Source organism: Nostoc sp. EspVER01 (assembly GCF_034530635.1).
Taxonomy (GTDB): domain Bacteria; phylum Cyanobacteriota; class Cyanobacteriia; order Cyanobacteriales; family Nostocaceae; genus Nostoc.
On the sequence record NZ_JAVRCS010000015.1, the window covers coordinates 114,132 to 138,045 of the forward strand.

Here is a 23,914-nt window from a genome sequence, read left to right on the forward strand (position 1 = left end):
AGGAGTTACAAAGTCTTCTACACTGACTGCATAGGTTTTAACTCTCTCTGTTAGGCTCCTCATGACGGACAACGATTCTGAATACATCAGGCAAGCTGAAGCCACTCGTGTGCGTGTACTAAGCGAAGCACTACCTTATATTCAACAATTTGCCGGTCGCACTGTTGTTGTCAAATATGGCGGCGCAGCGATGAAAGATAGCACACTCAAAGACAAAGTTATCCGCGACATTGTATTCTTATCCTGCGTCGGCTTGCGTCCAATTGTAGTCCACGGCGGTGGCCCAGAAATTAACAGTTGGTTAGATAAGCTGGGCATCGAACCACAATTTAAGAATGGTTTGCGAGTCACTGATGCCGCCACAATGGATGTGGTGGAAATGGTTTTAGTTGGTCGAGTCAATAAAGAAATTGTCGCGCTAATTAACCAAGCTGGTGGATTGGCTGTAGGACTTTGCGGTAAAGACGGTAATCTATTTACAGCCCGTCCCCAAGGTCAAGAAGGCATCGGTTTTGTGGGGGAAGTTAGCAATGTTAACATCAAGATTTTGGACACCCTCGCTAGCAATGGTTATATTCCGGTAGTTTCCAGCGTCGCCGCAGACGAGACGGGGCAAGCTTATAATATTAACGCCGATACTGTAGCCGGAGAAATCGCTGCTGCACTAGGAGCAGAAAAGTTAATTTTACTGACCGACACCAGTGGAATTTTAAAAGATTACAAAGACCAATCTACTTTGATTCCGAAAGTAGATATTCGTGAAGCCCGCGAGTTGATTGCTAATGGTATAGTCAGCGGTGGGATGATTCCCAAAGTGAGTTGTTGTGTGCGATCGCTTGCTCAAGGAGTCCGTGCAGCACACATCATTGATGGTCGCATTCCTCACGCCCTGTTACTAGAAATCTTTACTGATGTTGGGATTGGGACGATGATTCTCGGTTCGCAGTTTACGTTGTAGAGGCAGGGGAAGCTGGGAAAATGATTTGTAACTGTAATTTTGGGTAAATTAAAACTCGTTTTTTACTTGTGGACGAGTCTTTGATATTAGACCTCTTGCAAAAATATGTTTTTGCACTCTTAGGGAAAAGGGTAAAGGTTAAAGGGAAAGGATTTTGAGTTTTTTTACCCTTTTCCCTTTCCCCTTTACCCCGACAAATGCCAAGAAGTCTATTCACCTCCCCTGCTCCCCTGCTCCCCTGCCCCTCTGCTTGCTAACGGGGATAGGTAATAATAACCCGCGATCGCCCGCCGCTAAATGGTGTACGACGCCATGAATTATTGATAATTACCGGATTAACTAGGGTTGAATCTCGAATTGTCGGATTAATCAGGGTGGAATTTCTGATATTTTGCCTGAATTGGGGATAGGAATAATCGCGGTAATGATTGCGTTGTGGCATTAGTCCCGTTGTTGGGTCTACAGGCATAGGCGTAGGAATCGGACTACCATAAATAAAGGAACCCACAGAAGGCGACGATCGCCTGACTCCATAACTACCATCATTCACGATCGCACGTTGGGCGGAAACTGGAGCAATGGTTACACCAATCACTGCTAAAGTCATACCTGCTAGGAGCCAATTCAGTTGCGAATGCTTTATTTTCAACATAATTTTGCTCACCTGCATTTGATACCGGAATTTTTAATCAGAAAATAGTCGCAGCTACTTACTTAAAATTTTAGAAGTTTATCCACTTTCAAATTGCCAGCTTTTGAAAAGATTCCAAAAAGATTGCTGGCATTGGCAAAATGAAAATAGTGCTAATTTTTGTATAAGACGTGAGTACAGAAAGTTTAGAAATTGCTAAAACCCGCTACCAGAATGGGAAAGTTGCCTTTGAGAATGGGCAATACCGTGAAGCCGTAGAAAATTTAGAAAAGGCCAGCGCTCTGTTAGCTCGTAATTCTCGTCTTGGGGGCGAAGTAGAAATTCATCTAGTAACAGCTTATGAAGCGGCTGGACGCACGGATGATGCGATCGCTCTTTGCGAAAGACTCAAACGCCACGCCCATTTTGAAATTAGCAAACAAGCGCGGCAGATGCTTTATATCTTAAAAGCACCAAAGCTGAAAAGACCCAGCGAATGGATGACCGAAATCCCCGATTTAGGTGCATTAGCCGATAATGAACTCAAAATTTCTGTACCTGCTAAGTCTCCAAAATCTTCTGGGGAGCAAAAGCCAAAACCTGCCGAGCCAGAATTCGTTGACCTCAGTCAGGTCAATACCAGAGATAATCGCTTTATCTGGGTGGCGCTAATTGCCATTGGTTTAACTATCTCGTACTTGGTATGGTTGAATTTTTCAGGAACTCCTGGCTGATAACAATTTTGGATTGGGGACTGGGAAGATTTGAATGAAGATTCAGATCCAAATCTTACTCATATTTTCTTACCCAGTCTCAGAGAAATCAAAATGGTATTCCAGGAATCTCAAACAATACTAAGAAGTCAAGATTGGTTAAAAAGTTTGACTTTTGGGGAGATTTATAGTTATGAATTCTTCAATTTTCGGAAAGATTTTCTTGTTGTTAGTCAGACCATTTAGTTTTGTGTTGGCAAAGATAAAATTTCTCTCACCACTCAATGGTCGAAATCGAATGCACCGAGTCTTTCCCATGCGAAATCCTATTCTGTGGCTCGTGATATTAACATCCTTGCTACTGACTGGCTGTGTGAAGTACGATGTCGGGCTTAATTTTGACAACTCAAATAGTGGCGAACTAGTACAGCATATTAAGTTGGGAGAACGGCTAACGAGTTTTAGTGGCGATTCGGTGTACGAATGGTTAAAGAGCATAGAGCGCCGCGCCCGTCAACTTGATGGTAAAGCACAGCGAGTTTCCCAAGAAGAAATCATCGTCACAATTCCTTTTAGCAATGGTACGGAATTGCAAGAGAAGTTCAACGAATTCTTTAACTCCCGTGCAAATCAACCCTCTGAGTCTGTGCAGAGCGAATCTGGCTCAGAACTGCCGAAAATTGAATCAAATGTGCTTTTAGAGCAGAATAATTTTTTACTTTTAGTCCGAAATCGGTTAATTTATGATTTGGATTTGCGATCGCTCTCTCTAATTGCCAGTAAAGGTAATGTTCTGGCGAATGCTGGTTCAATTCTCGATTTGGAATTTAGCTTAAAGACTCCTTGGGGAGCCAAAAATATTCAACTAACTGAAACTGCAATTGAGCCAGAAAAAAATGGCAATCAATTAGTGTGGAAACTCCAGCCTGGTGAGCTAAATCACATAGAAGCAGTTTTCTGGCTTCCTAGCCCCCTTGGAATTGGTGGGTTGTTAATTATCCTGTTTGTTTCGGGAGGATTGTACTTGAGATACAATTTTATGCCAGATCCTAGAGTTCAGTTTCCTCCGAAAGCAGCAGCAATCCAGGAACAGTAGACTATTCATTTGTTGAATATTGTTAGCGAAGCCGATGCCTTTTCCATCGGCTTTTCTACCTTTTCCCCAGCTTTTTGTAAAAATGAGTCATAGCGAATTAGCCAAAGAAATTGTTCGTGTTTCCTATTTGAAAGGCGAGTTTCGGTTACGTTCTGGTCAGATATCTGACCATTACTTTGATAAATATCAGTTTGAATCTAATCCTTTGTTACTGAAGCAGTTAGCTAAAGAAATGGTCAAAAAGATTCCACCAGACACGGAAATTTTAGCCGGACTGGAATTAGGAGGAGTTCCTTTAGCAACAGCAATTTCATTAGAAGTTGAATTACCAGTTGTCTTTGTTCGGAAGACAAAAAAAGAATATGGTACTGAGAAGCTAGCAGAAGGAATTGATATTCAAGGGAAAAAATTGTGTATCATTGAAGACGTGATTACAACAGGTGGTCAGGTTGTAAAAAGTACCGAAGCATTGCGTAATGAGGGAGCGATCGTGGACTTCGTACTCTGCGTAATTTGGCGCGGAAGTACAAAAGACAACAGCCTCGAAAAAGCTGGTATTCAAAAACTTCCTCTATTTGATATGGAGGATCTTTCAGTGTGGATGGAATTGTCTTGAAGCCCACAATCAAAATATCTTGGACATCAAAATACTTATTGGGCAAGCATCAGGATTTGTAAAAGCAGACATCGATAAGTTAGCCAAAATTATTTAGTAGTTACCATAAAGTAACTACTTACTTTTAGTATCTGATGTAATGCTTTGAAATAGAGACTCAAAGAAAGTAAAAGCAGTAAATCCTAGTTAATCAGGAGATATTTGGTGGTAAACATTCTACATATTGATTCCAGTCCCCGTGGTGAACGATCGCACTCCAGAGAATTATCCAAAGAATTCGTCAGTGCTTGGAAAGCAGCGCATCCTGAAGATGCGATCGCCTATCGAGATATAGGGCGTCACCCAGTTCCTCACGTTGATGAAGCTTGGATTGCGGCGGCATTTTCACCACCAGAAACCCATACCCCAGAATTAACTGAGGCACTTAGGATTTCTAACGAACTGGTTGATGAGTTTTTGGCAGCCGATCGCTACGTCTTTGGAGTGCCAATGTATAACTTTAATATACCTTCCACCTTTAAGGCTTACATCGACCAAATTGTTCGCATTAATCGGACTGTTGCAATAGAAGCTCAGGGTTTTAAAGGGTTAGTCGAGGGCAAAAAAGCGGTTATCATTACCGCTCGCGGTGGTGACTTTAGCGCGACATCTCCTTTCGTTGCCTATGACTTCCAAGAACCCTACCTGCGGGCAATTTTCGGCTTTATTGGGCTTACAGACATTCAATTTATTAACGCTAATAGCCTGAATGAAGGTGATGCCCGTACCCAATCTCTATCAGAAGCAAGAGCAGCAATTCAAGATGCGATCGCCCAGTGGTAATATGTGATGCGGGGCATTGGGCATTGGGTATGGGGAAAGGGAAAGGGGTAAGGGGAAAGATTAAATTTATTCCTTTTCCCTTTTCCCTTTTCCCTTTAACTTTTTCCCCTGCCCCCTTGCCTCTTCTTCAGGGTGACAATCGCTCAATTTTCCAAGTGCTATTATCTAAACGGCTATAGAGTAAGCGATCATGCAGACGGCTAGGGCGTCCTTGCCAAAACTCAATTTCTGTGGGGATCACTCGTAAGCCTCCCCAATGAGGCGGCCGAGGAATCTCCTGATTTTCATATTTGCCCTGGAATTCCTGCACGCGTCGCTCAAGAACTTCTCGGCTTTCTATCACCTCGCTTTGATTAGATACCCACGCACCCAAGCGACTTTTGGCAGGGCGACTTTCAAAATACTGGTCAGATTCAGTTTCGGAAACTTTCTCCACATACCCCGAAATTCGGACTTGACGTTCCAGTTCTGCCCACCAAAAAACTAAAGCCGCCTGGGGATTTTCTGCCAGTTGTTGTGCTTTGTGGCTGTTGTAGTTTGTGAAGAAGGCAAAGCCCCGTTCATCAAAATCCTTGAGCAGCACCATTCTAGCTGAGGGCTTACCGTCTGGTGTGGCTGTAGCAATAGTCATGGCATTGGGTTCGGGGAGTTGTGCTGCTAGTGCCTGATCGAACCATTTTTTAAATTGGATAAAAGGATTGAGTTCTACTTCGAGTTCGCTTAAACCTTCCAAGGTGTAGTCTTTGCGAAGGTCAGCTACCGTTTTGTCCATTGTGATTTGTTTCCTTGCTATCAGATACGCTTATATATATCTTTGTCAAAAATATCTATGATGATAATCAGTGCCATCAAGAATTTTACAAATTCTCTGAATAAATATCTAAAATAGGTTGCGTCAGATGCGCCGTTCAGCCTCCCTTCAACGCTTGTTAATTTATGGTCTGAGCGGTCCCATTATCGCTCTTAATGTCTGGTTGCTGTCTGTGCTTTTTCGCTATTTCCAGCATCCTATTACTGTATTGAGCATTGCAACGATTCTGGCTTTTTTTTTAAATTACCCGGTTAAGTTCTTTGAACGTGCCCAGATCACCCGCACTCAGGCGGTGATCATAGTTTTACTGGTAACATTAACCCTGCTTGGTATTCTGGGCGTGACCCTAGTACCGTTGATCATTGACCAAACAATCCAACTGTTAAATAAAATCCCTGACTGGTTAACCGCCAGTCAAGCAAACTTAGAGCAGTATGAGATGCTAGCAAAACAACGACGTTTGCCAATTGATCTGAGGGTTGTGAGCAGTCAAATCAATGCCAACATTCAGAATCTAGTGCAGCAGCTAGCTTCTGGGGCAGTGGGGTTTGCTGGCACACTGCTGTCAGGATTACTTAACGTAGTGTTAGTTATCGTGCTTGCATTTTATATGCTTTTATATGGCGATCGCGTCTGGTATGGTCTGATCAATCTTTTGCCTTCTAACATTGGAGATCCCCTTACCACATCCTTGCGCCTAAACTTCCAGAACTTTTTCCTCAGCCAGTTGTTACTAGGACTGTTCATGGTGCTAACCCTGACACCAATTTTCTTAGTGATGAAAGTGCCCTTTGCCCTGTTGTTTGCCATATTAATCGGTATCTCAGAACTCATTCCCTTTATTGGGGCATCTCTGGGTATTGGTCTGGTGACAATTTTAGTACTACTACAAAATTGGTGGTTAGCAGTTCAAGTTGCGATCGCGGCAATTCTCATGCAGCAGCTTAAAGATAACTTGTTAGCTCCCAGGTTACTCGGCAATTTTATCGGACTGAATCCTATCTGGATTTTTGTGGCTATTTTGATGGGATTTGAGATTGCTGGGTTATTAGGGACACTTGTTGCTGTTCCCATTGCTGGTACCATTAAAGGCACTTTCGATGCTATTAAGAGCGGTAAGCCAAGTGATTTTGTCTCAACTGTCACTATTGGTCACGATCCTCCTCCTGATTAAGGTAGCAGAGGAGCAGGGGAGACAAGGGGACAAGGGGGAATTATTGAACAAGTTTCTCCCTTGTCTTCTCTCTCTTCCTTGTCTACCTTGTCTCTTCTCCATGTCCAATGCCCAACTCAAAAGTTGCACAATCCAATATCACAATTCACAATGGTGATCGATTACAAATTTTAGAGGATACTGCCAGCAGGCAATTTCTGAATAAAAGAAGCGCAAGCGAATATATACAGTACACGCTTTGCCAATAGTCAATTAGTTTAGTGTTGAATTTACAGTCTTTTGATTCTCATTAATTAACTTAGAACCTGTTGATGGAAGCTTCCGAGCTGTTAGAAACAATCACATTTTTGATTTACCAAGCCGAGCAGGGTGAAATTGATCCTTGGGATGTCCAAGTGATTGAGGTGATTGACCGCTATTTAGAACTGATGGCACCAGGGGCAATAACAAGAGGCTATGAAGCGGACTTGTCTCAATCTGGACAGGCATTTTTATCAGCATCAATGTTGGTATTATTCAAAGCCAATACCTTGATGCAATTGTCAACAGTCGGAGATGCACAAGATGGTATAGAAGATGATGCCCTTTTAGAAGGTGAAGACGGTGTATTACATCAGGGTCATCGTCTACCATTAGAACGGCAATTGCGTCGTCGTCCAGCGGCAATGCCGCCACCAAAGCGCCGGGTGACTCTGCAAGAGTTAATCGAGCAATTGCAGATTATGGCGAACCAGCTGAAGCTAGTAGAAAAAGTCAGCAAACCTATCCGTCCTAGGCGTCAACCTAGCGTCCAAAGTATGCGGGAGGCGCTGGAGTTAGCTCACCAGGAAAATCTGACAGAAGTTGCTGGAGAACTGGAGCAGGTGTTGAAATTGTCGGCAAGAGAGCTAAGTTTAGAACACAATTGGGTGAATTTAGAACAACTTGTAGAATTGTGGACTAAGACAAAGCTTTTCAAGCAAAATGGGTCTGGACATGAGTCTGAACACAGTAATCTAGTTAGCGTTTTCTGGGCATTACTATTACTCTCAGCTCAATCAAAAGTAGAGCTATTTCAAGAGGATTTTTATCATGAAATTAAAATTCGCTTAATTAGAGATTCAGCTCATATCGGCAAACCTTTTGAGAATCCGATGAACTAAGTCCGTAAATTTGTAGCAAATTGAGGGTTTAAGTTTAAACGCAGAGGGCGCAAAGTATAGCGCAGAGTAGCGCAAAGTTTCTTTGAGTCTATTCGCTACGAACTTAGGCAAAGCTGTACTAAGAAAGTCAAAAGTAGTTATAGTCCTACAGATTTTCTCTAAGAAAGGCAGGAGGCAGTGTTTCGACTACGCTCAACTGCCGCGTAGTCGAAACTCAACAACCAGGTAGGAGGCGGAGGTAAAAACTGTTTATATGTGATCCGTGAGTCCTTGGCATCAAGATTTCAGGCCTCCTTGTGAGAAAAATAGGAATTTATTTTATGGGATTTTCCTCCTGGCTCCAGCATAGCTGCTGCCTACATTGTCATAGATTTTTGATTCAGCCCCAAAATCCGAGTAAATTGAAAAGATAAGCGATCGCTTGTCATCTAAGTATATCGATGGTTGTAATAACCATTAAATTCCTGTTATCCCTATTCTGGGGGATGACTTAGAGAAGAAATAAAAACTGATGATTAAGTATCACTCGATGAAAGTAAACTGGCTTGTGGTTGAGGGATAAATTTTTATGAAAGCGATGATTCTCGCGGCTGGCAAGGGTACTCGCGTGCGTCCGATTACCTATACAATTCCCAAACCAATGATTCCCATCCTGCAAAAGCCAGTGATGGAGTTTTTGCTGGAACTGTTACGCCAACATGGATTTGACCAAATTATGGTCAATGTTAGTCATTTGGCTGAGGAAATAGAAAACTATTTCCGTGATGGTCAGCGGTTTGGGGTGCAGATTGCCTATTCGTTTGAAGGGAAAATTAATGACGAGGGTAAACTGGAGGGAGAAGCGATAGGTTCAGCTGGAGGAATGCGGCGTATCCAAGACTTCTCACCCTTTTTTGATGATACCTTTGTGGTTTTGTGCGGTGATGCTTTGATTGATTTAGATTTAACTGCGGCGGTTAAATGGCATAGAGCTAAAGGCTCGATCGCTACCATTATCACTAAATCTGTCCCCAAGGAAGAAGTTTCTAGCTATGGTGTGGTTGTGACTGACGAAGATGGTCGTGTCAAAGCTTTCCAAGAAAAACCTTCAACTGAAGAAGCCCTCAGCACCAACATCAACACAGGTATTTATATCTTTGAGCCAGAAGTTTTTAACTATATTCCCTCTGATGTTGAATATGACATTGGTAGCCAATTGTTTCCCAAATTGGTAGAAATCAAAGCCCCCTTTTACGCCATTCCTATGGACTTTGAATGGGTAGATATTGGTAAAGTCCCAGACTATTGGCGGGCGATTCGCGGTGTCCTGCTGGGTGAAATCAAAAATGTCCAAATTCCTGGTCATGAAGTCGCCCCCGGCATCTACACGGGCTTAAATGTCGCCGTCAATTGGGACAAGGTGGATATTACAGGCCCCGTTTACATTGGCGGGATGACGAGAATCGAAGACGGAGCTAAAATTGTCGGGCCAGCAATGATTGGCCCCAATTGTTGGATTTGTAGTGGCGCAACAGTGGAAAACAGCGTGATTTTTGAATGGTCGCGCTTGGGTCCTGGAGTCCGGTTAGTCGATAAGCTGGTATTTGGACGTTATTGCGTAGATAAAACTGGCGCTGCGATCGATGTTCAAGCTGCTGCTTTAGACTGGCTGATTACTGATGCCCGCCAGACACCACCATCACATACCCCTGTTGAACGACAAGCGATAGAGGAATTGTTGGGGACGAACGTAAATTAAAGTTAGGAGTTAGGAGTTAGGAGTTATTATTTTGTGTTTCACTCTTCACTTCTAACTCTTAACTTTATTCCTAACTCTTCACTCCTAACTCCTAACTATTTAAGTAGGTGTATCTTCTAAGACTCTGCTCGTAGGTTTGCAGTAGTCGTTGAGATTCTGCTAGGGTGATGCGTTTTTCTTCTAATGCTTTCTCGCAACGCTGGCGAATGTTTTCCACCATATCTTCGGAATCATACTGGACGTAGCTTACTACTTCACTCATGGTGTCACCTTTGACAACGTGTTCAATTTGGTAGCCTTTGGGGGTTAATTGGATGTGAACGGCGTTGGTGTCGCCAAACAGGTTGTGCAAATTGCCCATGATTTCTTGGTAAGCTCCATTCAAAAACATTCCCAAATAATAGGGTTCTCCAGGCTTATAGGTGTGTAGTTCTAAAACCGACTTGACATCGCGCAGGTCAATAAAGCGGTCGATTTTACCATCACTGTCGCAGGTGAGGTCTGCCAAAATTCCCCGCCGTGTTGGTTCTTCATCTAAGCGGTGGATTGGCATGATCGGGAATAGTTGATCGATCGCCCAACAATCTGGTGCTGATTGGAACACTGACATATTCACGTAGTAGATGGAAGCCATGATTTTTTCTAAGTCTTCCAGTTCATCGGGTACGTATTCTTGCTGTCTAGTGATGGTAAGAATTTTTTGACAACAAGCCCAGTAGAGGCGTTCGGCTTTGGCTCGTTCTCTGAGGCGTAAAATTCCTAAGTTGAAGCGGCTGATGGCTTCTTCTTTGAATTGTGCAGCGTCGTGGTAGAACTCCTGATAATTCTCTTTGTTAATGGATTGGTAAGTTTCCCAAAGATAATTAATAATCGGGGATTCTCCCTCTTGTGGAGGTTCTGGGTTGTCGAGAGGGACATCACTAGTACTGAGAACGTCGAAAATCAGCACCGACTGATGGGAAGCGATCGCTCGTCCACTTTCACTAATCAGTGTTGGTACGGGAATTTGCCGCTCTGCACAGGTATCTTTTAACTCTGCCACGATGTCGTTGGCATAGTTCTGCATGTTGTAATTTTTCGATGCATAGAAGTTGGTTTGGGAGCCATCGTAATCTACGCCCAAGCCGCCACCAACATCAAGGTATTTCATATCTGCTCCCAGCATTGCCAATTCCACATAAATGCGGCTGGCTTCTTGGATAGCATCTTTAATCACATTGATGGCAGAGATTTGTGAGCCGATATGGAAGTGCATCAACTGCAAAGAATCGAGCAGGTTAGCTTCCCGTAACTTGTCAACAGCCTCTATTACTTCAGGCATTGTCAAACCAAATTTAGCGCGATCGCCACTAGAGGTTCCCCAACGTCCCATGCCTTGGGTACTGAGTTTAGCACGAACACCTAATATTGGTTTAATACCTAACTGACGATTGGCATCAATTACCAAATCAACTTCTTCAATCTGTTCTAAGACGATAATTGGTGTTTGCCCTAGTCTTTGGGCTAACATTGCCGTTTCGATGTATTCTCGGTCTTTGTAGCCGTTACAAACTAACAATGCTCCTGGTGTATCCAACACAGCCAGAGCAATCATTAATTCTGGCTTGGAACCGGCTTCTAAACCAAATTGATGGGGTTTGCCAAATTTCACTAAATCCTCAATCAAATGCCGTTCTTGATTGCATTTGACGGGAAACACGCCACGGTAGACACCAGGGTAATTATAACGAGCGATCGCTTTGGCAAAACAAGCATTCAACCGCTCAATCCGGTCTTCCAAAATATCGGAAAAGCGAATCAACATGGGAAGTCCCAAGTTGCGCTGTTTCATGGAGTTGACCAATTCAAACAAGTCAAGAGAACCCCCGCGATCGCCCTTGGGTGCCACGGTAACGTGACCCGCAGCGCTAATGGAAAAATAAGGTTGTCCCCATCCTTCAATGCGGTACAAGGCTTCGCTATCCTCAATTTTCCAGGAGCGAGGTAAATCTCCTGTGGTAGGACTCGGTGGTAACAGTTTTTTGTGCTTATGATTTTTCACTTCTTTTTGTCCATTGGACGGTACTTGTACCACCTCGTCAGATGTAGCAGTTGACTCAACACCCATTTCTTCCTAACCTCTGTTTTTCACCCACGAGTTAACAATTTAACGCATTCATCTGGGAACGTATATGCACCCAAAGATAATTTCTGAGATAAACTCTGATTGGTCAAGAGTCTTGTGTCATTAGTGATTAGTCGCTAGTCATTAGTCAAGAGTGCAAAACCCTTAGACAAAGGACAAAGAACAAAGGACAATTGACTAGATAAAAACTTTATTAAGCTTTGGGAGATCGTAATGGAGCGCACATTTTTAGCAATTAAGCCTGATGGAGTCCAGCGGGGATTAGTAGGTGAAATTATCCGTCGCTTTGAAACCAAAGGTTTTACCCTGGTTGGTTTAAAGTTACTAAAAGTCAGTCGGGAACTGGCTGAACAACACTATGGTGTTCACCGAGAACGTCCCTTTTTTGGTGGTCTAGTGGAATTTATCACTTCTAGCCCAGTGGTAGCGATGGTATGGGAAGGTGATGGTGTTATTGCATCTGCTAGAAAAATTATTGGGGCGACAAATCCCTTAACAGCAGAGCCAGGAACAATTCGCGGCGATTTTGGACTAAATATTGGTCGCAACTTAATCCACGGTTCTGATGCTCCAGAAACCGCGCAACAGGAAATTGCCCTGTGGTTTAAGGATGAAGAATTGGTCAGTTGGCAACCACACTTAACGCCTTGGTTGCACGAGTAAGGGGAAGTTAGGAGTTAAAAGTTAGGAGTTAGGAGTTAAAAGTTAAAAACTCATAATAATTAATTAATAACTCCTAACTCCTCACTCCTCACTCCTAACTCCTCACTCTCCCTTCCTCCTCACTTACTTAGAGACTTCGCTCTTTTCCGCTTCTATTTGGGGTAATTCAGTACTAACGCGCTTAGAAAATCCCCAGCCTAAAATCAGGAAGATGGCAGTAATCATGATCCATTCTGGGGGAACTAAACTATCGTTCACCACTTTCAACAACAGGCGTAAGCCCACGAACGCTACAGTTACATAGCCTGCGTCTTCTAAATTTTCGTATTCGTCTAGCCAACGAATAAACAATCCCGCCATGAATCGCAGCGTAATAATACCAATTGTTGCACCCGTTAACACTAGCCATTTTTCTTGAGAAACTGCGATCGCAGTTGTCACGCTATCCAAAGAAAATGCCAAATCTGTAAATGCAATCACAGGTATCGCTTGCAACAATGAATTAAACCGCGGCCCGTGATGGTGATCGTCCTTGGATTCTTCCGAGGTAAAGTGTTGGAATACTAACCACAGCAGATAAGCAGCGCCCAATAATTCAAATTGCCAGAATTGTTGTACCCAAGTGGCAGTGAGAATCAGGCTGATTCGCAGCACATAGGCAACGACTAAACCAAAGTTCAAAGCTTTACGCTCAAGTTCTTTGTCTTCCAGCCCCCTAGCGATCGCAGCCAGGGCGATGGCATTGTCGGCAGATAACAGCGCCTCTAAAAGCACCAGGATCGCCAGAACTATAAGTGCTTCAAGGCTGAAATGAAAGTCGAGGTAATCAAAAATTTGGTCTAGCATTCCGAGTTTCTCAAGCAGAAAAAATTAAAATTTGACAAGAACAGAGATTTTCATGTTAAAAAGCGCAATAAATTGCCACTCTAATTCAGCTTAACGTGCTTGTGGTGCATTTTGAAGAGGGTTAAATGTGTGCGATCACAGTACAAATGGGATAATTTGCGTATAAGTCAATACATCTAAAGTTTTAACATCTAGCTGAGTGCGATCGCAATGGGATGAACGGACAACACGCATTTACATTCTGGCTGGACAAAGCTTTGAAGTAGAAATATTGCCAAATGGGAGGGTAAGATATTTATGACTAAGGCAAATTTTCAAGCGATGACCAAACAAGAGTTAAGAGCTTATGTGTTGGAACATCGAGACGATCAAGAAGCTTTTTATGCATTAACTGACAAACTTAGAGAAGAACCAGGGATTTAAATTACCTCAACAGAGCAGATGCATGAGCTAATTGAAGCAAGGTTAGATGAGGCCGATGTAAGAGATGCTTATACAGCACTAGAGGAAATTGCAGGGCTAGGGACAACACCCTTTGAAGAAATTAAAAGGGAGCTAGGGATATGAGCTACCAAGTAGCATTAGCACCTTCAACTGTGCAGAGAATTGCAGAATTGGACTCAGAGGTACAGCAACGACTAGCACAAAAGTTAGAAGAACTAGCATTAAATCCACGTCCACAAGACGCTCATCTATTGAAGGATAGTGAACGGTTGTATAAGGTTCGTTTGGGTGAATACCGCATTATTTACCAGATTGAGGATCAACCTTTGCTAGTAACAGTGATAAAGATTGCACATCTCAAAGATTATTAAAGCTTATCTAGAAAAGCGATCGCCTATATGCTACCCAATCGCAACTAAAATAAAACATCAAAACCCTTTAGTTCAAAATTTACTCTACCATTAAGCAATTCCATATTTCACAAAATCTCTGCCAACTTTACCACCAGACTATTTGCTAAATCTGTATCAATCCTATTTACTTCACCAGCTAACAGATTTTTCACCGCAGATAGCCTGTCATCTATTTCAGAAATTCTCCACGATTCATCTAAGTTTACGGCAAAATCAAACAGCGATCGCTCTCCTAAATGCTCTCTTACCCTCACAGCTACACTATCATTACTTACCAGAAATTCTTTAATAGTATCTAATTGAAAATTACTTAATATTTCATCATGTCCCCACGTTTCTAGCCAGTCTCCCTCCACATCTTCAACGTAAATATTGACAAAATCAACTCCATAAGTCAGCCAGTTCTGCTGCATTTGTCGCGCTGTCGCTAAAGCTTCAGCAAACGTATCTACTTGATTGTTGCAGTGAGTTTCTCTTTTATTAGCCATAGAAGCTGTAATTAGCACGTAAGTATATAGGCTAGACACAAATCTGAAATATCAAATTCCTGAAATTTCACGAAAATTTTAAATATTTGCCACCAGAAAGGTAATCACTGTTGTACAGGGCCACGTTGACTAACTGGTTCACAAAATTAGTATCCTTGGGATTGTAACTTAAGAACAATCCTCTCTCTATTTCCCACGATCGCAGTGTATTTTGCCAAGCTTGGTACTTTTGGTGATTGAGTTCTTCACTAACACTGGTAACTTGAATGCACAGTGGTTGATTGTTACGACTAACAATTAAATCTGTTGCCATAGAAAGGTCGGCAATATAACGCTGCCAAAAACTACCCTCTCGCTGAACAATATCTTGTGCTATTGATCTAATGATATCATTATCAACCTGATTAAATTCACCCGCCATCAATTTTTGCTTCCAAATATAAAACTTGGAGTCACTTGCATTAAACCATCTGGGAAAGAGATAACCATACCAATATCTCTCAATCGGTGTCATCATCTCGAACTTTGCGTTTTGTTCCTCTTCTGAAGGTAAGGATTTTATCATCAGCCATATTGTCGAATCCGTAATCACCTCTAGCAGAAAGGCGATGACAAAGGGTTTTGCAGTCAGGGAACCTGGCTTGATGTTTTTTACCCAACGATTGATTTCATCTAATCTTCTCGCTAAATTATGATCTATCGAGGAGGCTTGCTCGATAAGGGACTTTAGCTGATCCTTGATTTCTTGTGCTTGCAATCGATGCCCTACTTTCAGAAGATTACGCTTTTTTTACACATTGATAACTAGATTTTAACTTGAAAGTGTCTTTAGTTCGTTTCCTGATGTAATCAAATATTCTCTAGGTCGATGCCCTGTATACGTAAAGCCTCGCGCAGTCGAGCAATTTCTTGCTCTGCTCGTTTGGCGCGTTCTTCTGCCTGTTCGGCACGCAAACGTTCAAGTTCCGCCAATTCCTCTGATGATAGTATTAATTGATTTTCAGTAGTGAAGAATCTTAATTTACCTTCATAAACTCCTAAATAAAGTTCTAACTGCTGACTCCACAAACGTCCATCAGTGGTTACTTGGATTTCTTGATACTTACCGTCAACTAAATGGAATCCTTGAAGTTCCATTGTTACAGGGTCAAACCAGAAATAATCTGGTGTACGGAAGGTATCTTGGTAAACTTGTTTTTTTAAACCTTTATCAACTGCTGTCGTTGAACTTGACAAAATTTCCACAATCAAGTTGGGATATTTGCCGTCTTCTTGCCAGACTACCCAACTCTTACGGTCTTTTTTTTGGGTTCCCAAAACTACAAAAAAGTCTGGGCCACGGAAATGTTCTGATTTTTTCTGGTTAGGACTATAGTAAATCGTCAAATTGCCAGAAGCATAAAAGTCTTGCCGATCTCGCCACCATAATTTGAGGATGCGAATCAGTAAATCGATTTGTTCTCGGTGTATATCACTTTCCAAAGGTGGCTCGTCACTTAGTATATCACCAGGAGGAAAAATAACTTCGTCTTCTGAAATACCATCAGAGATGATTTCTAGGGCAGCAGGTTCAGACATCAGTGATCGCCCCGCAATTATACGTTCATTTTACTGAAAATTTGGTAACTTGCAGATGCTTTTAAGAACTTGTAATAACTTAATTGCACCGGGAGACTCATTCAGATTTAATAATGGCATTAACTGATAAGTTGGTTGCTGTTCATGTCTTAAATAAACAAATTGATAACGCAATCCGTTAGTTGCCAAACTCCAAACTGATGGTTGTTGGGCTAAACTTTTAAAGGCATAAGTGAGTAATTGAGGTAAACCCTCACCTACTTCAACCGCACTATTTTTCGTTTCAATTACTACAACCCAAAAAGGCGGCGCAATATTACTTTGAGGACTGTTGATTGCTAAAATATCCATCCGCCCGGTAATTCTTTTGTCTTCATCTTCGACTGCGTTGTTTACCGCCGCAGGCATCGCAATGCTATCTTCCATTGTCAACCGAATTGGCACATCGTAGAATCCTGAGAGCCGCATTAAGGGTGCGATCGTTAAGAATTTAACCAACCCTTCAGAAATTTTACCTGCACTTAAATAACGATCAAAGTCGTTTCTGATTCGTAATAAATCCTGCTGTTCAAAGTCAGAGAGTGGTTCTAGCCTTAAGAAATCTGTAAATGAACCATTGGAAAGCTTTTCTAATTTGAGAAAGCGATGAACATCGTTGAGAGATAAGCTGCTACCTTCGACGGTGAGGAGCATAGTTTCAGACTTTGTTTGTCAAGACTACTTATATTTTGCAACATTGGCAGTAGATAGGTTGCAATGTAACCTTTTTAACTTTCTTGATCGCTTGCTTTTGCTAGATGAAAATGAATGTAAACTAAATAACTCGGCAATTTCTACCCAGCTTAACGAAAATCTAAACATTGTCTAGCACAACTGGGCTAAAAATGGTTTTTAGTAACAATAGCGATCGCACTCATAACTAACCATGTCTCAACCAACTATAGAATCAATCCTACAAGAGAATCGCCTCTTCCATCCTGCCTCGGAATTCTCGCAGAATGCCCATATCAAAAGCCTGGAAGATTATCAGCGTCTCTACGCTCAAGCCAAAGCCAATCCGCAAGAATTTTGGGCAGATTTGGCTGGAAAAGAATTAGAATGGTTCCAAAAATGGGATACAGTATTAGACTGGCAACCACCTTTTGCTAAGTGGTTCGTTGGTGGTAAGATAAATATTTCTTACAACTGTCTTGACAGACATCTCACTACCTGGCGCAAAAATAAAGCAGCACTGATTTGGGAAGGAGAACCAGGTGATTCCCGTACCCTTACCTACGCCCAACTCCATCGGGAAGTTTGCCAATTCGCCAATGTATTGAAGCAACTGGGTGTACAAAAAGGCGATCGCGTTGGTATTTATATGCCGATGATTCCCGAAGCTGCGATCGCAATGTTAGCCTGTGCCCGAATTGGCGCACCCCACAGTGTGGTATTTGGTGGTTTTAGTGCCGAAGCTTTGCGCGATCGCTTAATTGATGCTCAGGCTAAACTGGTAATCACGGCTGATGGTGGTTGGCGCAAAGATGCGATCGTTCCTCTTAAAGAACAGGTAGACAAAGCCTTAGCTGATGGTGCTGTTCCCAGTGTAGAAAACGTCCTAGTTGTCAAGCGCACCGGACAAGAAACTAATATGCAGTTGGGGGGACGCGATCATTGGTGGCATGATTTGCAAAAAGGAGTATCAGCAGATTGTCCGGCCGAACCAATGGACAGCGAAGATATGCTGTTTGTCCTTTACACTTCTGGCAGCACAGGCAAACCGAAGGGCGTAGTGCATACAACTGCTGGTTATAATTTGTATACCCATATCACCACTAAGTGGATATTCGACCTCCAAGACACAGATGTATACTGGTGTACTGCCGATGTCGGTTGGATTACTGGGCACAGCTACATTGTCTACGGCCCCCTTTCCAATGGTGCAACCACGATAATGTATGAAGGTGCGCCCCGGACTTCTAATCCTGGCTGCTTCTGGGATGTAATTGAAAAATACGGCGTGAATATTTTTTATACCGCACCTACGGCAATTCGGGCATTTATTAAGATGGGTGAACACCATCCGAATGCGCGAAACTTGTCTTCATTGCGTTTGTTGGGAACCGTTGGCGAACCAATTAACCCGGAAGCTTGGATGTGGTATCACAAAGTTATTGGTGGAGAACGTTGTCCAATAGTTGATACTTGGTGGCAAACGGAAACCGGCGGTATCATGATTACACCACTACCAGGGGCAATTCCCACCAAACCTGGTTCGGCAACCCTTCCCTTCCCTGGAATTATTGCAGATGTCGTGGATTTAGAAGGAAACACCGTACCCAATAACGAAGGCGGTTATCTAGCAGTGCGACATCCCTGGCCAGGAATGATGCGGACAGTCTACGGCGATCCAGAACGCTTCCGCCGCACCTACTGGGAACACATTCCGCCCCAAAATGGTAACTATACTTACTTTGCCGGTGATGGTGCAAGACAAGATGAAGACGGTTACTTCTGGGTAATGGGTCGTGTGGATGATGTACTGAATGTTTCAGGACACCGACTCGGTACAATGGAAGTAGAATCAGCTTTAGTTTCGCATCCAGCGGTTGCAGAAGCGGCAGTAGTGGGTAAACCCGATGAACTTAAGGGTGAAGAAGTCGTTGCTTTTGTGACTCTAGAAGGCACTTATCAGGGAAGTGAGGAACTGATTAAAGAACTCAAACTACACGTTGTCAAAGAAATAGGTGCGATCGCACGTCCCGGAGAAATTCGCTTTACAGACGCTTTGCCCAAAACGCGATCGGGTAAGATTATGCGGCGCTTGCTGCGGAATCTAGCTGCTGGACAAGAGGTATCTGGAGACACTTCGACATTGGAAGATCGGAGTGTATTGGATAAGTTACGAGAAGGTGTGTAAATAATTTCAGATTAGCTTAAGAAGGGCGCACATATATGCATTAGTGTCAACTTAAGCCGAAAACTATATCGGACAGGCGTTTTGCAAATCCCTCACGCCCTCATCCCCTCTTCTCCCTAGGGAGAAGGGGAATTGAATGTCTAGCTCCCCTCTCACGGATGGGAGAGGGCTGGGGGTGAGGGTAAAACGCTGTCAACAAGCGGGTTTAGCCTTAAGTTGACACCTATGACGTATATGCTGCCCTTACCGTCTGTCTTGTGATGCATTACGCGCTAACGCAGGCCAATTTATCATAAAGATTAGAACATTATTGAGGCATTCAGGGCGATGAAGGTGAAGTGCAAATCCAAATCAGCATTTGTTCAACCTATTGGCTGCATGATGCTGAGTATTATCAGTGTAATGGGTATATCACCATTAGTCTTAGCGGTTCCTGGACAAGTTTCTTTACATTCGCCAGAACAGTCTGCACAGAGACAACCACAAAAACTAGCACAATTTTCAGGCACAGGAACACCAGAGCGATCGCAACTCCTGCAACAAGCCAATGGTTTATTTAGCCAGGGAGACTTAACAGGTGCAGAAGAAAATTTACGCAAATTAATTAAAAAATTCCCAGACGATGCTTTCGGACACTTTCAACTGGGAAATGTACTTTTTCGGCAAAAGAAACCAGAAGATGCAATTAGCTCCTTTCGAGAAGCCATTCGCCTCCGGCCAAAATACGCTCTAGCTTACAATGCGATTGGTATTGTTTACGCAAGCCAAAGTCGTTGGGAAGAAGCCATTACTGAATATAAAAAAGCTCTGGAAATTAATCCTAATTATGGCGAAGGGTTGACTAATTTTGCACTAGCATTGTGGCAAACAAATAAAAAAGACGAGGCGCTATCTTCTTTAGAAAAAGCTTTAAATATTTTCAAATCACAGAATAGAGGTGAAAAAGTTAACCAAGTAGAACGAATTTTAAAAGAGATCAAAACTGCTGAAGATCCTAGTGTTTCCTGAAAATCATATTATTCAGTGGATAAAAGTTAAGAATAGTTGCTGCGATCGGCTTTAAGGATGCTTTGCCAGAAGTGTGATCGGGTATTATGCATCCATTACTACGGAATTTGGCATCTGGCTTGTAATTATTGTGGGGTGGGCTAGCCCACCCTCTAAAAAGCATCAAAACAGAATAATTGTATTGTCATGAATGAAATATTTCTGTTAGCCAGAGAAACTGTAAGAGTGATTTTTCACATGAATGGGGGATACACAAGAGTAGTCTGGGAACGTTCGGAAAATACTGTATGGGCAGGCATAGGATGGATTTTTGATATACCAACTTATGTAATCCCATACGATTTACGAGCAATAGGTTCTCATTTTCTATTATCTATAGTTAAGCCGAATGCGAATGATTGTGAGGATATAGAGAATATTCGCAGTAATCGTAATAGCTTTTTTCATATAGAAAGATTGACTTTTGTTATATAAATGGCATCTAACTTAGTCGCACGTCTATTCAAGAATAGCAAAATAGCAATCTACAATAAAAATCAGACAAACCTTCGTTAAAGCCTATGACTTTCCTATCGGCATTAACTTTACCCGATCACACCCAGTTACCAGACTCAGATGGTACATTCGTGAAAAACTGGCAAGAGCATCCCCAAAGTATTTTACTCACTGACTCGATTAAACTTGTCTTAGAGGAACTTTATCCTGATAGTCAATATTGTATTGGACAGGATTTAGGCATCTACTGGCGATTGACAGATCCTCCAGAGAAAGGGGCTGAAGCACCAGACTGGTTTTATGTACCCAATGTACCATCTACTCTCGATGGTAAAACACGGCGTTCTTATGTGTTGTGGAAGGAGTTTATTGCACCCTTAATTGTAATTGAATTTGTCTCTGGAGATGGTTCAGAAGAAAGAAATAACAGATCGCCATCTCAAGGGGAAGGTGGAAATGTTGGTAAGTTTTGGGTTTATGAGCAGGCAATTAGAGTGCCTTATTATGGGATTTATGAAGTAGCAAAAGCTCAAGTGGAAGTTTACCACCTAGTTGATAATAGTTATCAACTGATGCAACCCAATGAACGAGGACATTATCCAATTGCTCCTATGGGTGTAGAGTTAGGAATCTGGCAAGGATTTTATCAGAATGCAGAGTTACCTTGGTTGCGCTGGTGGAATGCACAAGGAAATTTACTGCTAACGGGTGAGGAACGGGCGGAAGTTGAGCAACAAAGGGCTGAAACTGAACGACAGAAGCGGCTTTTAATTACAGAGAAATTGCGATCGCTTTCTGCTGAACAACTCAAGGCTTTAGGAATTGATCCAGAAATGTTGGATTAGGAAATATTCTCATCTACTAATAATACATCTTCATATATTTCTGCGATCGCACAACGAAAATCAACGCTAGCTAAATGCACTTCTCCCGCTTGTTCATAAGGGTAAAGTACCCACTGTCCTTGTTCGTTGCGGCGGAAGCATTCTACACTCATTCGATCTGGTGAAATTAGCACATATTCTTGTAGTGATTCTAAGTGTCGATAACTAGCAAATTTCTTTCCTCTGTCATAGCCTTCGGTTGATTCAGAAAGCACTTCGATAATTAAGGAAGGATAGCACTTAAAATATTCAAATTCTTTATCTCGTGGATCGTAAGTCACCATTACGTCGGGATAAAAATAGCGATTTATGACCTCAATTTGTGCTTTCATATCTAACATATAGACACGGCAAGCACTACCCCGGAGATGGTTTCGCAGCAGTACAAACAAGTTTCCTACTACAGTAACATGAGCATCACTCGCCCCTGCCATTGCATAGACTTGTCCATCAATATACTCGTGTTTAATTTCACTTACTTTCTCGCCTTCTAAATATTCTTCTGGAGAGATATAGTACTCACTTTGGCTAATGACCATTTTAGTACCTGAGTAGTTTTATCAAATATTTTAACCCATACAACAAATCTAATGAGCCACAGCGCCACCAGTTGGCTTCACTTTTTTGAGGAATAAAATAGCAATCCCACTGAGTAATAATGCAATACCAATAAAGTAGAAACAATCGTTAAAAGCCATTACAAATGCTTCCCGACGGACTATATTGGATATAGATGCGATCGCTTGATTTTGGGCTGTATTTAAATCTGCTCCACGACTAATAAAATACTGCGTCATTTGGTCAATTCGCTGTTGAGTTTCTGGGTTATATAAAGATACTCCATCACCCAATCTATTCGAGTGAAATTGTTCTCTATTTGTTAATAAAGTCGCTAAAGAAGCAATTCCTATAGAACCGCCTAGATTCCGCATCATATTAAATAAACCACTTGCCGAACCTGCTTCTTTCGGACTCAAACTAGCAGTAGCAATAGAAGTTAGCGGAACCATAATTAGGGGTTGTCCCATTGCACGCACAAATTGCGACCACCGTAATTGATCTAATCCTGTTTCATTAGTCATTCCAGAGTTCATAAATGCACTGATGGAAAATAAAGTGACACCAACAGCCACCATTAAGCGCACATCAATGCGTTGCATCAATTTGGGTATGAGGGGAATAATAAATAGTTGGGGAATACCAGCCCAAATCAACACTTCACCAATTTGCAGCGCATTGTATTTTTGAATTTGGGCGAGATACAACGGTAAAATATAAATTGAACCATACAATCCTACGCCCAGCGACACATTGACAATACTAGCTAAACCAAAGTTGCGCCTAAACAAAAGCCGCAAATTAATAAATGGTTGCTTACGAGTTAATTCAATATAGAAAAATATCGCCAAGAAAATTCCTGCAATTATACTTAAGCGCACAATTAACCCTGAACCAAACCAATCTTTGCGGCTACCTTCTTCTAAAACAACTTGTAGGGAACCTAAGCCAATAGCCATCGCAATAATTCCCCACCAGTCACCTTGTTTGAGTAAATTAATTTGGGGTTTTTCTTGCTTAATTCCGTACCAAACACCAGCTAGCATTAATGCCCCTGGAATTACATTTATATAAAAGTTGTATTCCCAACCAAAATTTTCGGTTAACCAACCTCCTAATGTCGGGCCAATTGAGGGCGCAAAAACTGCACTAAACCCAAATGCAGCCAGTCCGACTGATTGTTTTGATTGGGGTAAAGTTGTTAAGACAACTGTCATAGCAGTGGGAATTAAAACTCCTCCGCTAAAACCTTGCAAGGCGCGAAATAAAATCATGGAATTAAGATCCCATGACCAAGCACAGCATATAGAAAAGAAGATAAAGAGTGCAGTATTGACTAATAAATAACGTTGCAGAGAAAATACTCGTGATAACCATCCTGTTAGAGGAATTACCACAATTTCTGCTACAAGATACGCGGTAGAAATCCAAGAACCTTCTTCGAGAGTTGCTCCTAAACTTGCTTGAATATCTTGCAGCGAAGCATTAGTTATTTGAATATCCAATACCGCCATAAATGCACCAAGCATACTGGCTAATACACCAATCCAGGTTCTTAGCGGTACACGCTCTGGTGGTAAAGCAGGATTTTGCCCTTGCTGACGAATTACACCTGTATTAGCCATAACTTTATTCCAGTTTTAAGGTTAAGTAGCAAAAAATTTTATGATGAAATCTTATACTAATATGTTCTCTGCCTCTGCGTAAGCTTGAATCAGCAACGCTAAGAGGATGTCTGAGAAGTATCAAATATTTCTTGATCCCCCCTAACCCCCCTTAAAAAAAGGGGGGAACAAGAGTCTTAAAGTCCCC

26 protein-coding genes are annotated in these 23,914 nt (G+C 42.2%); 16 read left to right on the forward strand and 10 right to left on the reverse strand.

Annotated features, from left to right (window positions below; translation table 11 throughout):
* The first annotated feature begins 61 nt into the window (after positions 1 to 61).
* Positions 62 to 958, forward strand: coding sequence for an acetylglutamate kinase (gene argB / locus RMX69_RS15350; protein WP_289797226.1), 897 nt, complete (start codon positions 62 to 64; stop codon positions 956 to 958).
* Between the two features lie 253 nt (positions 959 to 1,211).
* On the opposite strand, the gene RMX69_RS15355 is transcribed toward argB, so the two are convergent.
* Complete coding sequence (locus RMX69_RS15355) at positions 1,212 to 1,610, reverse strand: hypothetical protein (protein ID WP_289797227.1); 399 nt, start codon at positions 1,608 to 1,610, stop codon at positions 1,212 to 1,214.
* A gap of 170 nt (positions 1,611 to 1,780) precedes the next feature.
* Here RMX69_RS15355 and RMX69_RS15360 point away from each other — a divergent pair, with 170 nt between their 5' ends.
* The 4 genes from RMX69_RS15360 to RMX69_RS15375 all read left to right on the forward strand — a co-directional run bounded on the left by RMX69_RS15360 (position 1,781) and on the right by RMX69_RS15375 (position 4,836).
* Entirely contained in the window at positions 1,781 to 2,323 is a 543-nt protein-coding gene (locus RMX69_RS15360; RefSeq protein ID WP_289797228.1) for a tetratricopeptide repeat protein, read from the forward strand.
* 172 nt (positions 2,324 to 2,495) lie between these two features.
* Positions 2,496 to 3,398 carry a DUF3153 domain-containing protein gene (locus RMX69_RS15365; RefSeq protein ID WP_289797230.1) on the forward strand — a complete coding sequence of 301 codons (903 nt, stop codon included), beginning with the start codon at positions 2,496 to 2,498 and terminating at the stop codon, positions 3,396 to 3,398.
* Positions 3,399 to 3,432: 34 nt separating this feature from the next.
* Positions 3,433 to 4,014, forward strand: a complete 582-nt coding sequence (pyrE, locus tag RMX69_RS15370; RefSeq protein ID WP_322637955.1) for an orotate phosphoribosyltransferase — start codon at positions 3,433 to 3,435, stop codon at positions 4,012 to 4,014.
* A gap of 204 nt (positions 4,015 to 4,218) precedes the next feature.
* Complete coding sequence (locus tag RMX69_RS15375; protein WP_289797232.1) at positions 4,219 to 4,836, forward strand: FMN-dependent NADH-azoreductase; 618 nt, start codon at positions 4,219 to 4,221, stop codon at positions 4,834 to 4,836.
* Between the two features lie 127 nt (positions 4,837 to 4,963).
* Here the strand turns inward: RMX69_RS15375 and pdxH are convergent, their stop codons facing one another.
* Positions 4,964 to 5,608, reverse strand: a complete 645-nt coding sequence (gene pdxH, locus RMX69_RS15380; protein ID WP_289797233.1) for a pyridoxamine 5'-phosphate oxidase — start codon at positions 5,606 to 5,608, stop codon at positions 4,964 to 4,966.
* Positions 5,609 to 5,735: 127 nt separating this feature from the next.
* On the opposite strand from pdxH, the gene RMX69_RS15385 reads away from it, so the two are divergent.
* From RMX69_RS15385 to RMX69_RS15395, 3 genes are all read left to right on the forward strand, one after another.
* A complete protein-coding gene (locus RMX69_RS15385) occupies positions 5,736 to 6,821 on the forward strand; it encodes an AI-2E family transporter (RefSeq protein WP_322637956.1) in 1,086 nt (361 codons plus the stop codon).
* A 311-nt stretch (positions 6,822 to 7,132) separates the two neighbouring features.
* The gene (locus RMX69_RS15390) at positions 7,133 to 7,963 is read left to right on the forward strand and encodes a segregation/condensation protein A (protein WP_099099244.1); all 831 of its coding nucleotides are present in this window, start codon (positions 7,133 to 7,135) and stop codon (positions 7,961 to 7,963) included.
* Positions 7,964 to 8,531: 568 nt separating this feature from the next.
* Positions 8,532 to 9,701: an NDP-sugar synthase gene (locus RMX69_RS15395; RefSeq protein ID WP_289797235.1), complete on the forward strand. Its 1,170-nt coding sequence runs from the start codon at positions 8,532 to 8,534 to the stop codon at positions 9,699 to 9,701.
* Between the two features lie 91 nt (positions 9,702 to 9,792).
* Here the strand turns inward: RMX69_RS15395 and speA are convergent, their stop codons facing one another.
* The gene (speA, locus tag RMX69_RS15400) at positions 9,793 to 11,808 is read right to left on the reverse strand and encodes a biosynthetic arginine decarboxylase (protein ID WP_289797236.1); all 2,016 of its coding nucleotides are present in this window, start codon (positions 11,806 to 11,808) and stop codon (positions 9,793 to 9,795) included.
* Between the two features lie 231 nt (positions 11,809 to 12,039).
* On the opposite strand from speA, the gene ndk reads away from it, so the two are divergent.
* A complete protein-coding gene (gene ndk / locus RMX69_RS15405; protein ID WP_289797237.1) occupies positions 12,040 to 12,489 on the forward strand; it encodes a nucleoside-diphosphate kinase in 450 nt (149 codons plus the stop codon).
* A gap of 123 nt (positions 12,490 to 12,612) precedes the next feature.
* Here the strand turns inward: ndk and RMX69_RS15410 are convergent, their stop codons facing one another.
* Complete coding sequence (locus RMX69_RS15410; RefSeq protein WP_322637957.1) at positions 12,613 to 13,335, reverse strand: TerC family protein; 723 nt, start codon at positions 13,333 to 13,335, stop codon at positions 12,613 to 12,615.
* Between the two features lie 199 nt (positions 13,336 to 13,534).
* On the opposite strand from RMX69_RS15410, the gene RMX69_RS29450 reads away from it, so the two are divergent.
* The 4 genes from RMX69_RS29450 to RMX69_RS15425 are packed head-to-tail and all read left to right on the forward strand — an operon-like array spanning position 13,535 to position 14,150.
* On the forward strand, positions 13,535 to 13,636 hold the full coding sequence (locus RMX69_RS29450; RefSeq protein ID WP_409877980.1) for a DUF6888 family protein: 102 nt from the start codon (positions 13,535 to 13,537) through the stop codon (positions 13,634 to 13,636).
* Entirely contained in the window at positions 13,633 to 13,758 is a 126-nt protein-coding gene (locus RMX69_RS15415; RefSeq protein ID WP_322637958.1) for a DUF6887 family protein, read from the forward strand. Before RMX69_RS29450 ends, RMX69_RS15415 begins: the two co-directional genes overlap by 4 nt.
* Before the next feature lie 18 nt (positions 13,759 to 13,776).
* The gene (locus RMX69_RS15420) at positions 13,777 to 13,902 is read left to right on the forward strand and encodes a hypothetical protein (protein ID WP_322637959.1); all 126 of its coding nucleotides are present in this window, start codon (positions 13,777 to 13,779) and stop codon (positions 13,900 to 13,902) included.
* Positions 13,899 to 14,150: a type II toxin-antitoxin system RelE/ParE family toxin gene (locus tag RMX69_RS15425; RefSeq protein ID WP_322637960.1), complete on the forward strand. Its 252-nt coding sequence runs from the start codon at positions 13,899 to 13,901 to the stop codon at positions 14,148 to 14,150. Before RMX69_RS15420 ends, RMX69_RS15425 begins: the two co-directional genes overlap by 4 nt.
* 107 nt (positions 14,151 to 14,257) lie before the next feature.
* Here the strand turns inward: RMX69_RS15425 and RMX69_RS15430 are convergent, their stop codons facing one another.
* The 4 genes from RMX69_RS15430 to RMX69_RS15445 form a co-directional block, all read right to left on the reverse strand.
* Entirely contained in the window at positions 14,258 to 14,680 is a 423-nt protein-coding gene (locus RMX69_RS15430; RefSeq protein ID WP_322637961.1) for a hypothetical protein, read from the reverse strand.
* A 67-nt stretch (positions 14,681 to 14,747) separates the two neighbouring features.
* Positions 14,748 to 15,437 carry a hypothetical protein gene (locus RMX69_RS15435; protein WP_322637962.1) on the reverse strand — a complete coding sequence of 230 codons (690 nt, stop codon included), beginning with the start codon at positions 15,435 to 15,437 and terminating at the stop codon, positions 14,748 to 14,750.
* 92 nt (positions 15,438 to 15,529) lie between these two features.
* The gene (locus RMX69_RS15440) at positions 15,530 to 16,258 is read right to left on the reverse strand and encodes a Uma2 family endonuclease (protein WP_322637963.1); all 729 of its coding nucleotides are present in this window, start codon (positions 16,256 to 16,258) and stop codon (positions 15,530 to 15,532) included.
* Positions 16,259 to 16,288: 30 nt separating this feature from the next.
* A complete protein-coding gene (locus tag RMX69_RS15445) occupies positions 16,289 to 16,951 on the reverse strand; it encodes a restriction endonuclease subunit R (protein WP_322637964.1) in 663 nt (220 codons plus the stop codon).
* A gap of 232 nt (positions 16,952 to 17,183) precedes the next feature.
* Here RMX69_RS15445 and acs point away from each other — a divergent pair, with 232 nt between their 5' ends.
* The 3 genes from acs (at position 17,184) to RMX69_RS15460 (ending at position 21,505) form a co-directional block, all read left to right on the forward strand.
* Entirely contained in the window at positions 17,184 to 19,157 is a 1,974-nt protein-coding gene (gene acs / locus RMX69_RS15450; protein ID WP_322637965.1) for an acetate--CoA ligase, read from the forward strand.
* Between the two features lie 327 nt (positions 19,158 to 19,484).
* The gene (locus RMX69_RS15455) at positions 19,485 to 20,165 is read left to right on the forward strand and encodes a tetratricopeptide repeat protein (protein WP_322637966.1); all 681 of its coding nucleotides are present in this window, start codon (positions 19,485 to 19,487) and stop codon (positions 20,163 to 20,165) included.
* A gap of 560 nt (positions 20,166 to 20,725) precedes the next feature.
* A complete protein-coding gene (locus RMX69_RS15460; protein ID WP_322637967.1) occupies positions 20,726 to 21,505 on the forward strand; it encodes a Uma2 family endonuclease in 780 nt (259 codons plus the stop codon).
* Here the strand turns inward: RMX69_RS15460 and RMX69_RS15465 are convergent.
* Positions 21,502 to 22,083, reverse strand: a complete 582-nt coding sequence (locus tag RMX69_RS15465; RefSeq protein ID WP_322637968.1) for a Uma2 family endonuclease — start codon at positions 22,081 to 22,083, stop codon at positions 21,502 to 21,504. The two genes, RMX69_RS15460 and RMX69_RS15465, sit on opposite strands and share 4 nt — an antisense overlap.
* A 48-nt stretch (positions 22,084 to 22,131) precedes the next feature.
* Positions 22,132 to 23,727: a DHA2 family efflux MFS transporter permease subunit gene (locus RMX69_RS15470; protein WP_322637969.1), complete on the reverse strand. Its 1,596-nt coding sequence runs from the start codon at positions 23,725 to 23,727 to the stop codon at positions 22,132 to 22,134.
* Positions 23,728 to 23,914: the final 187 nt, after the last annotated feature.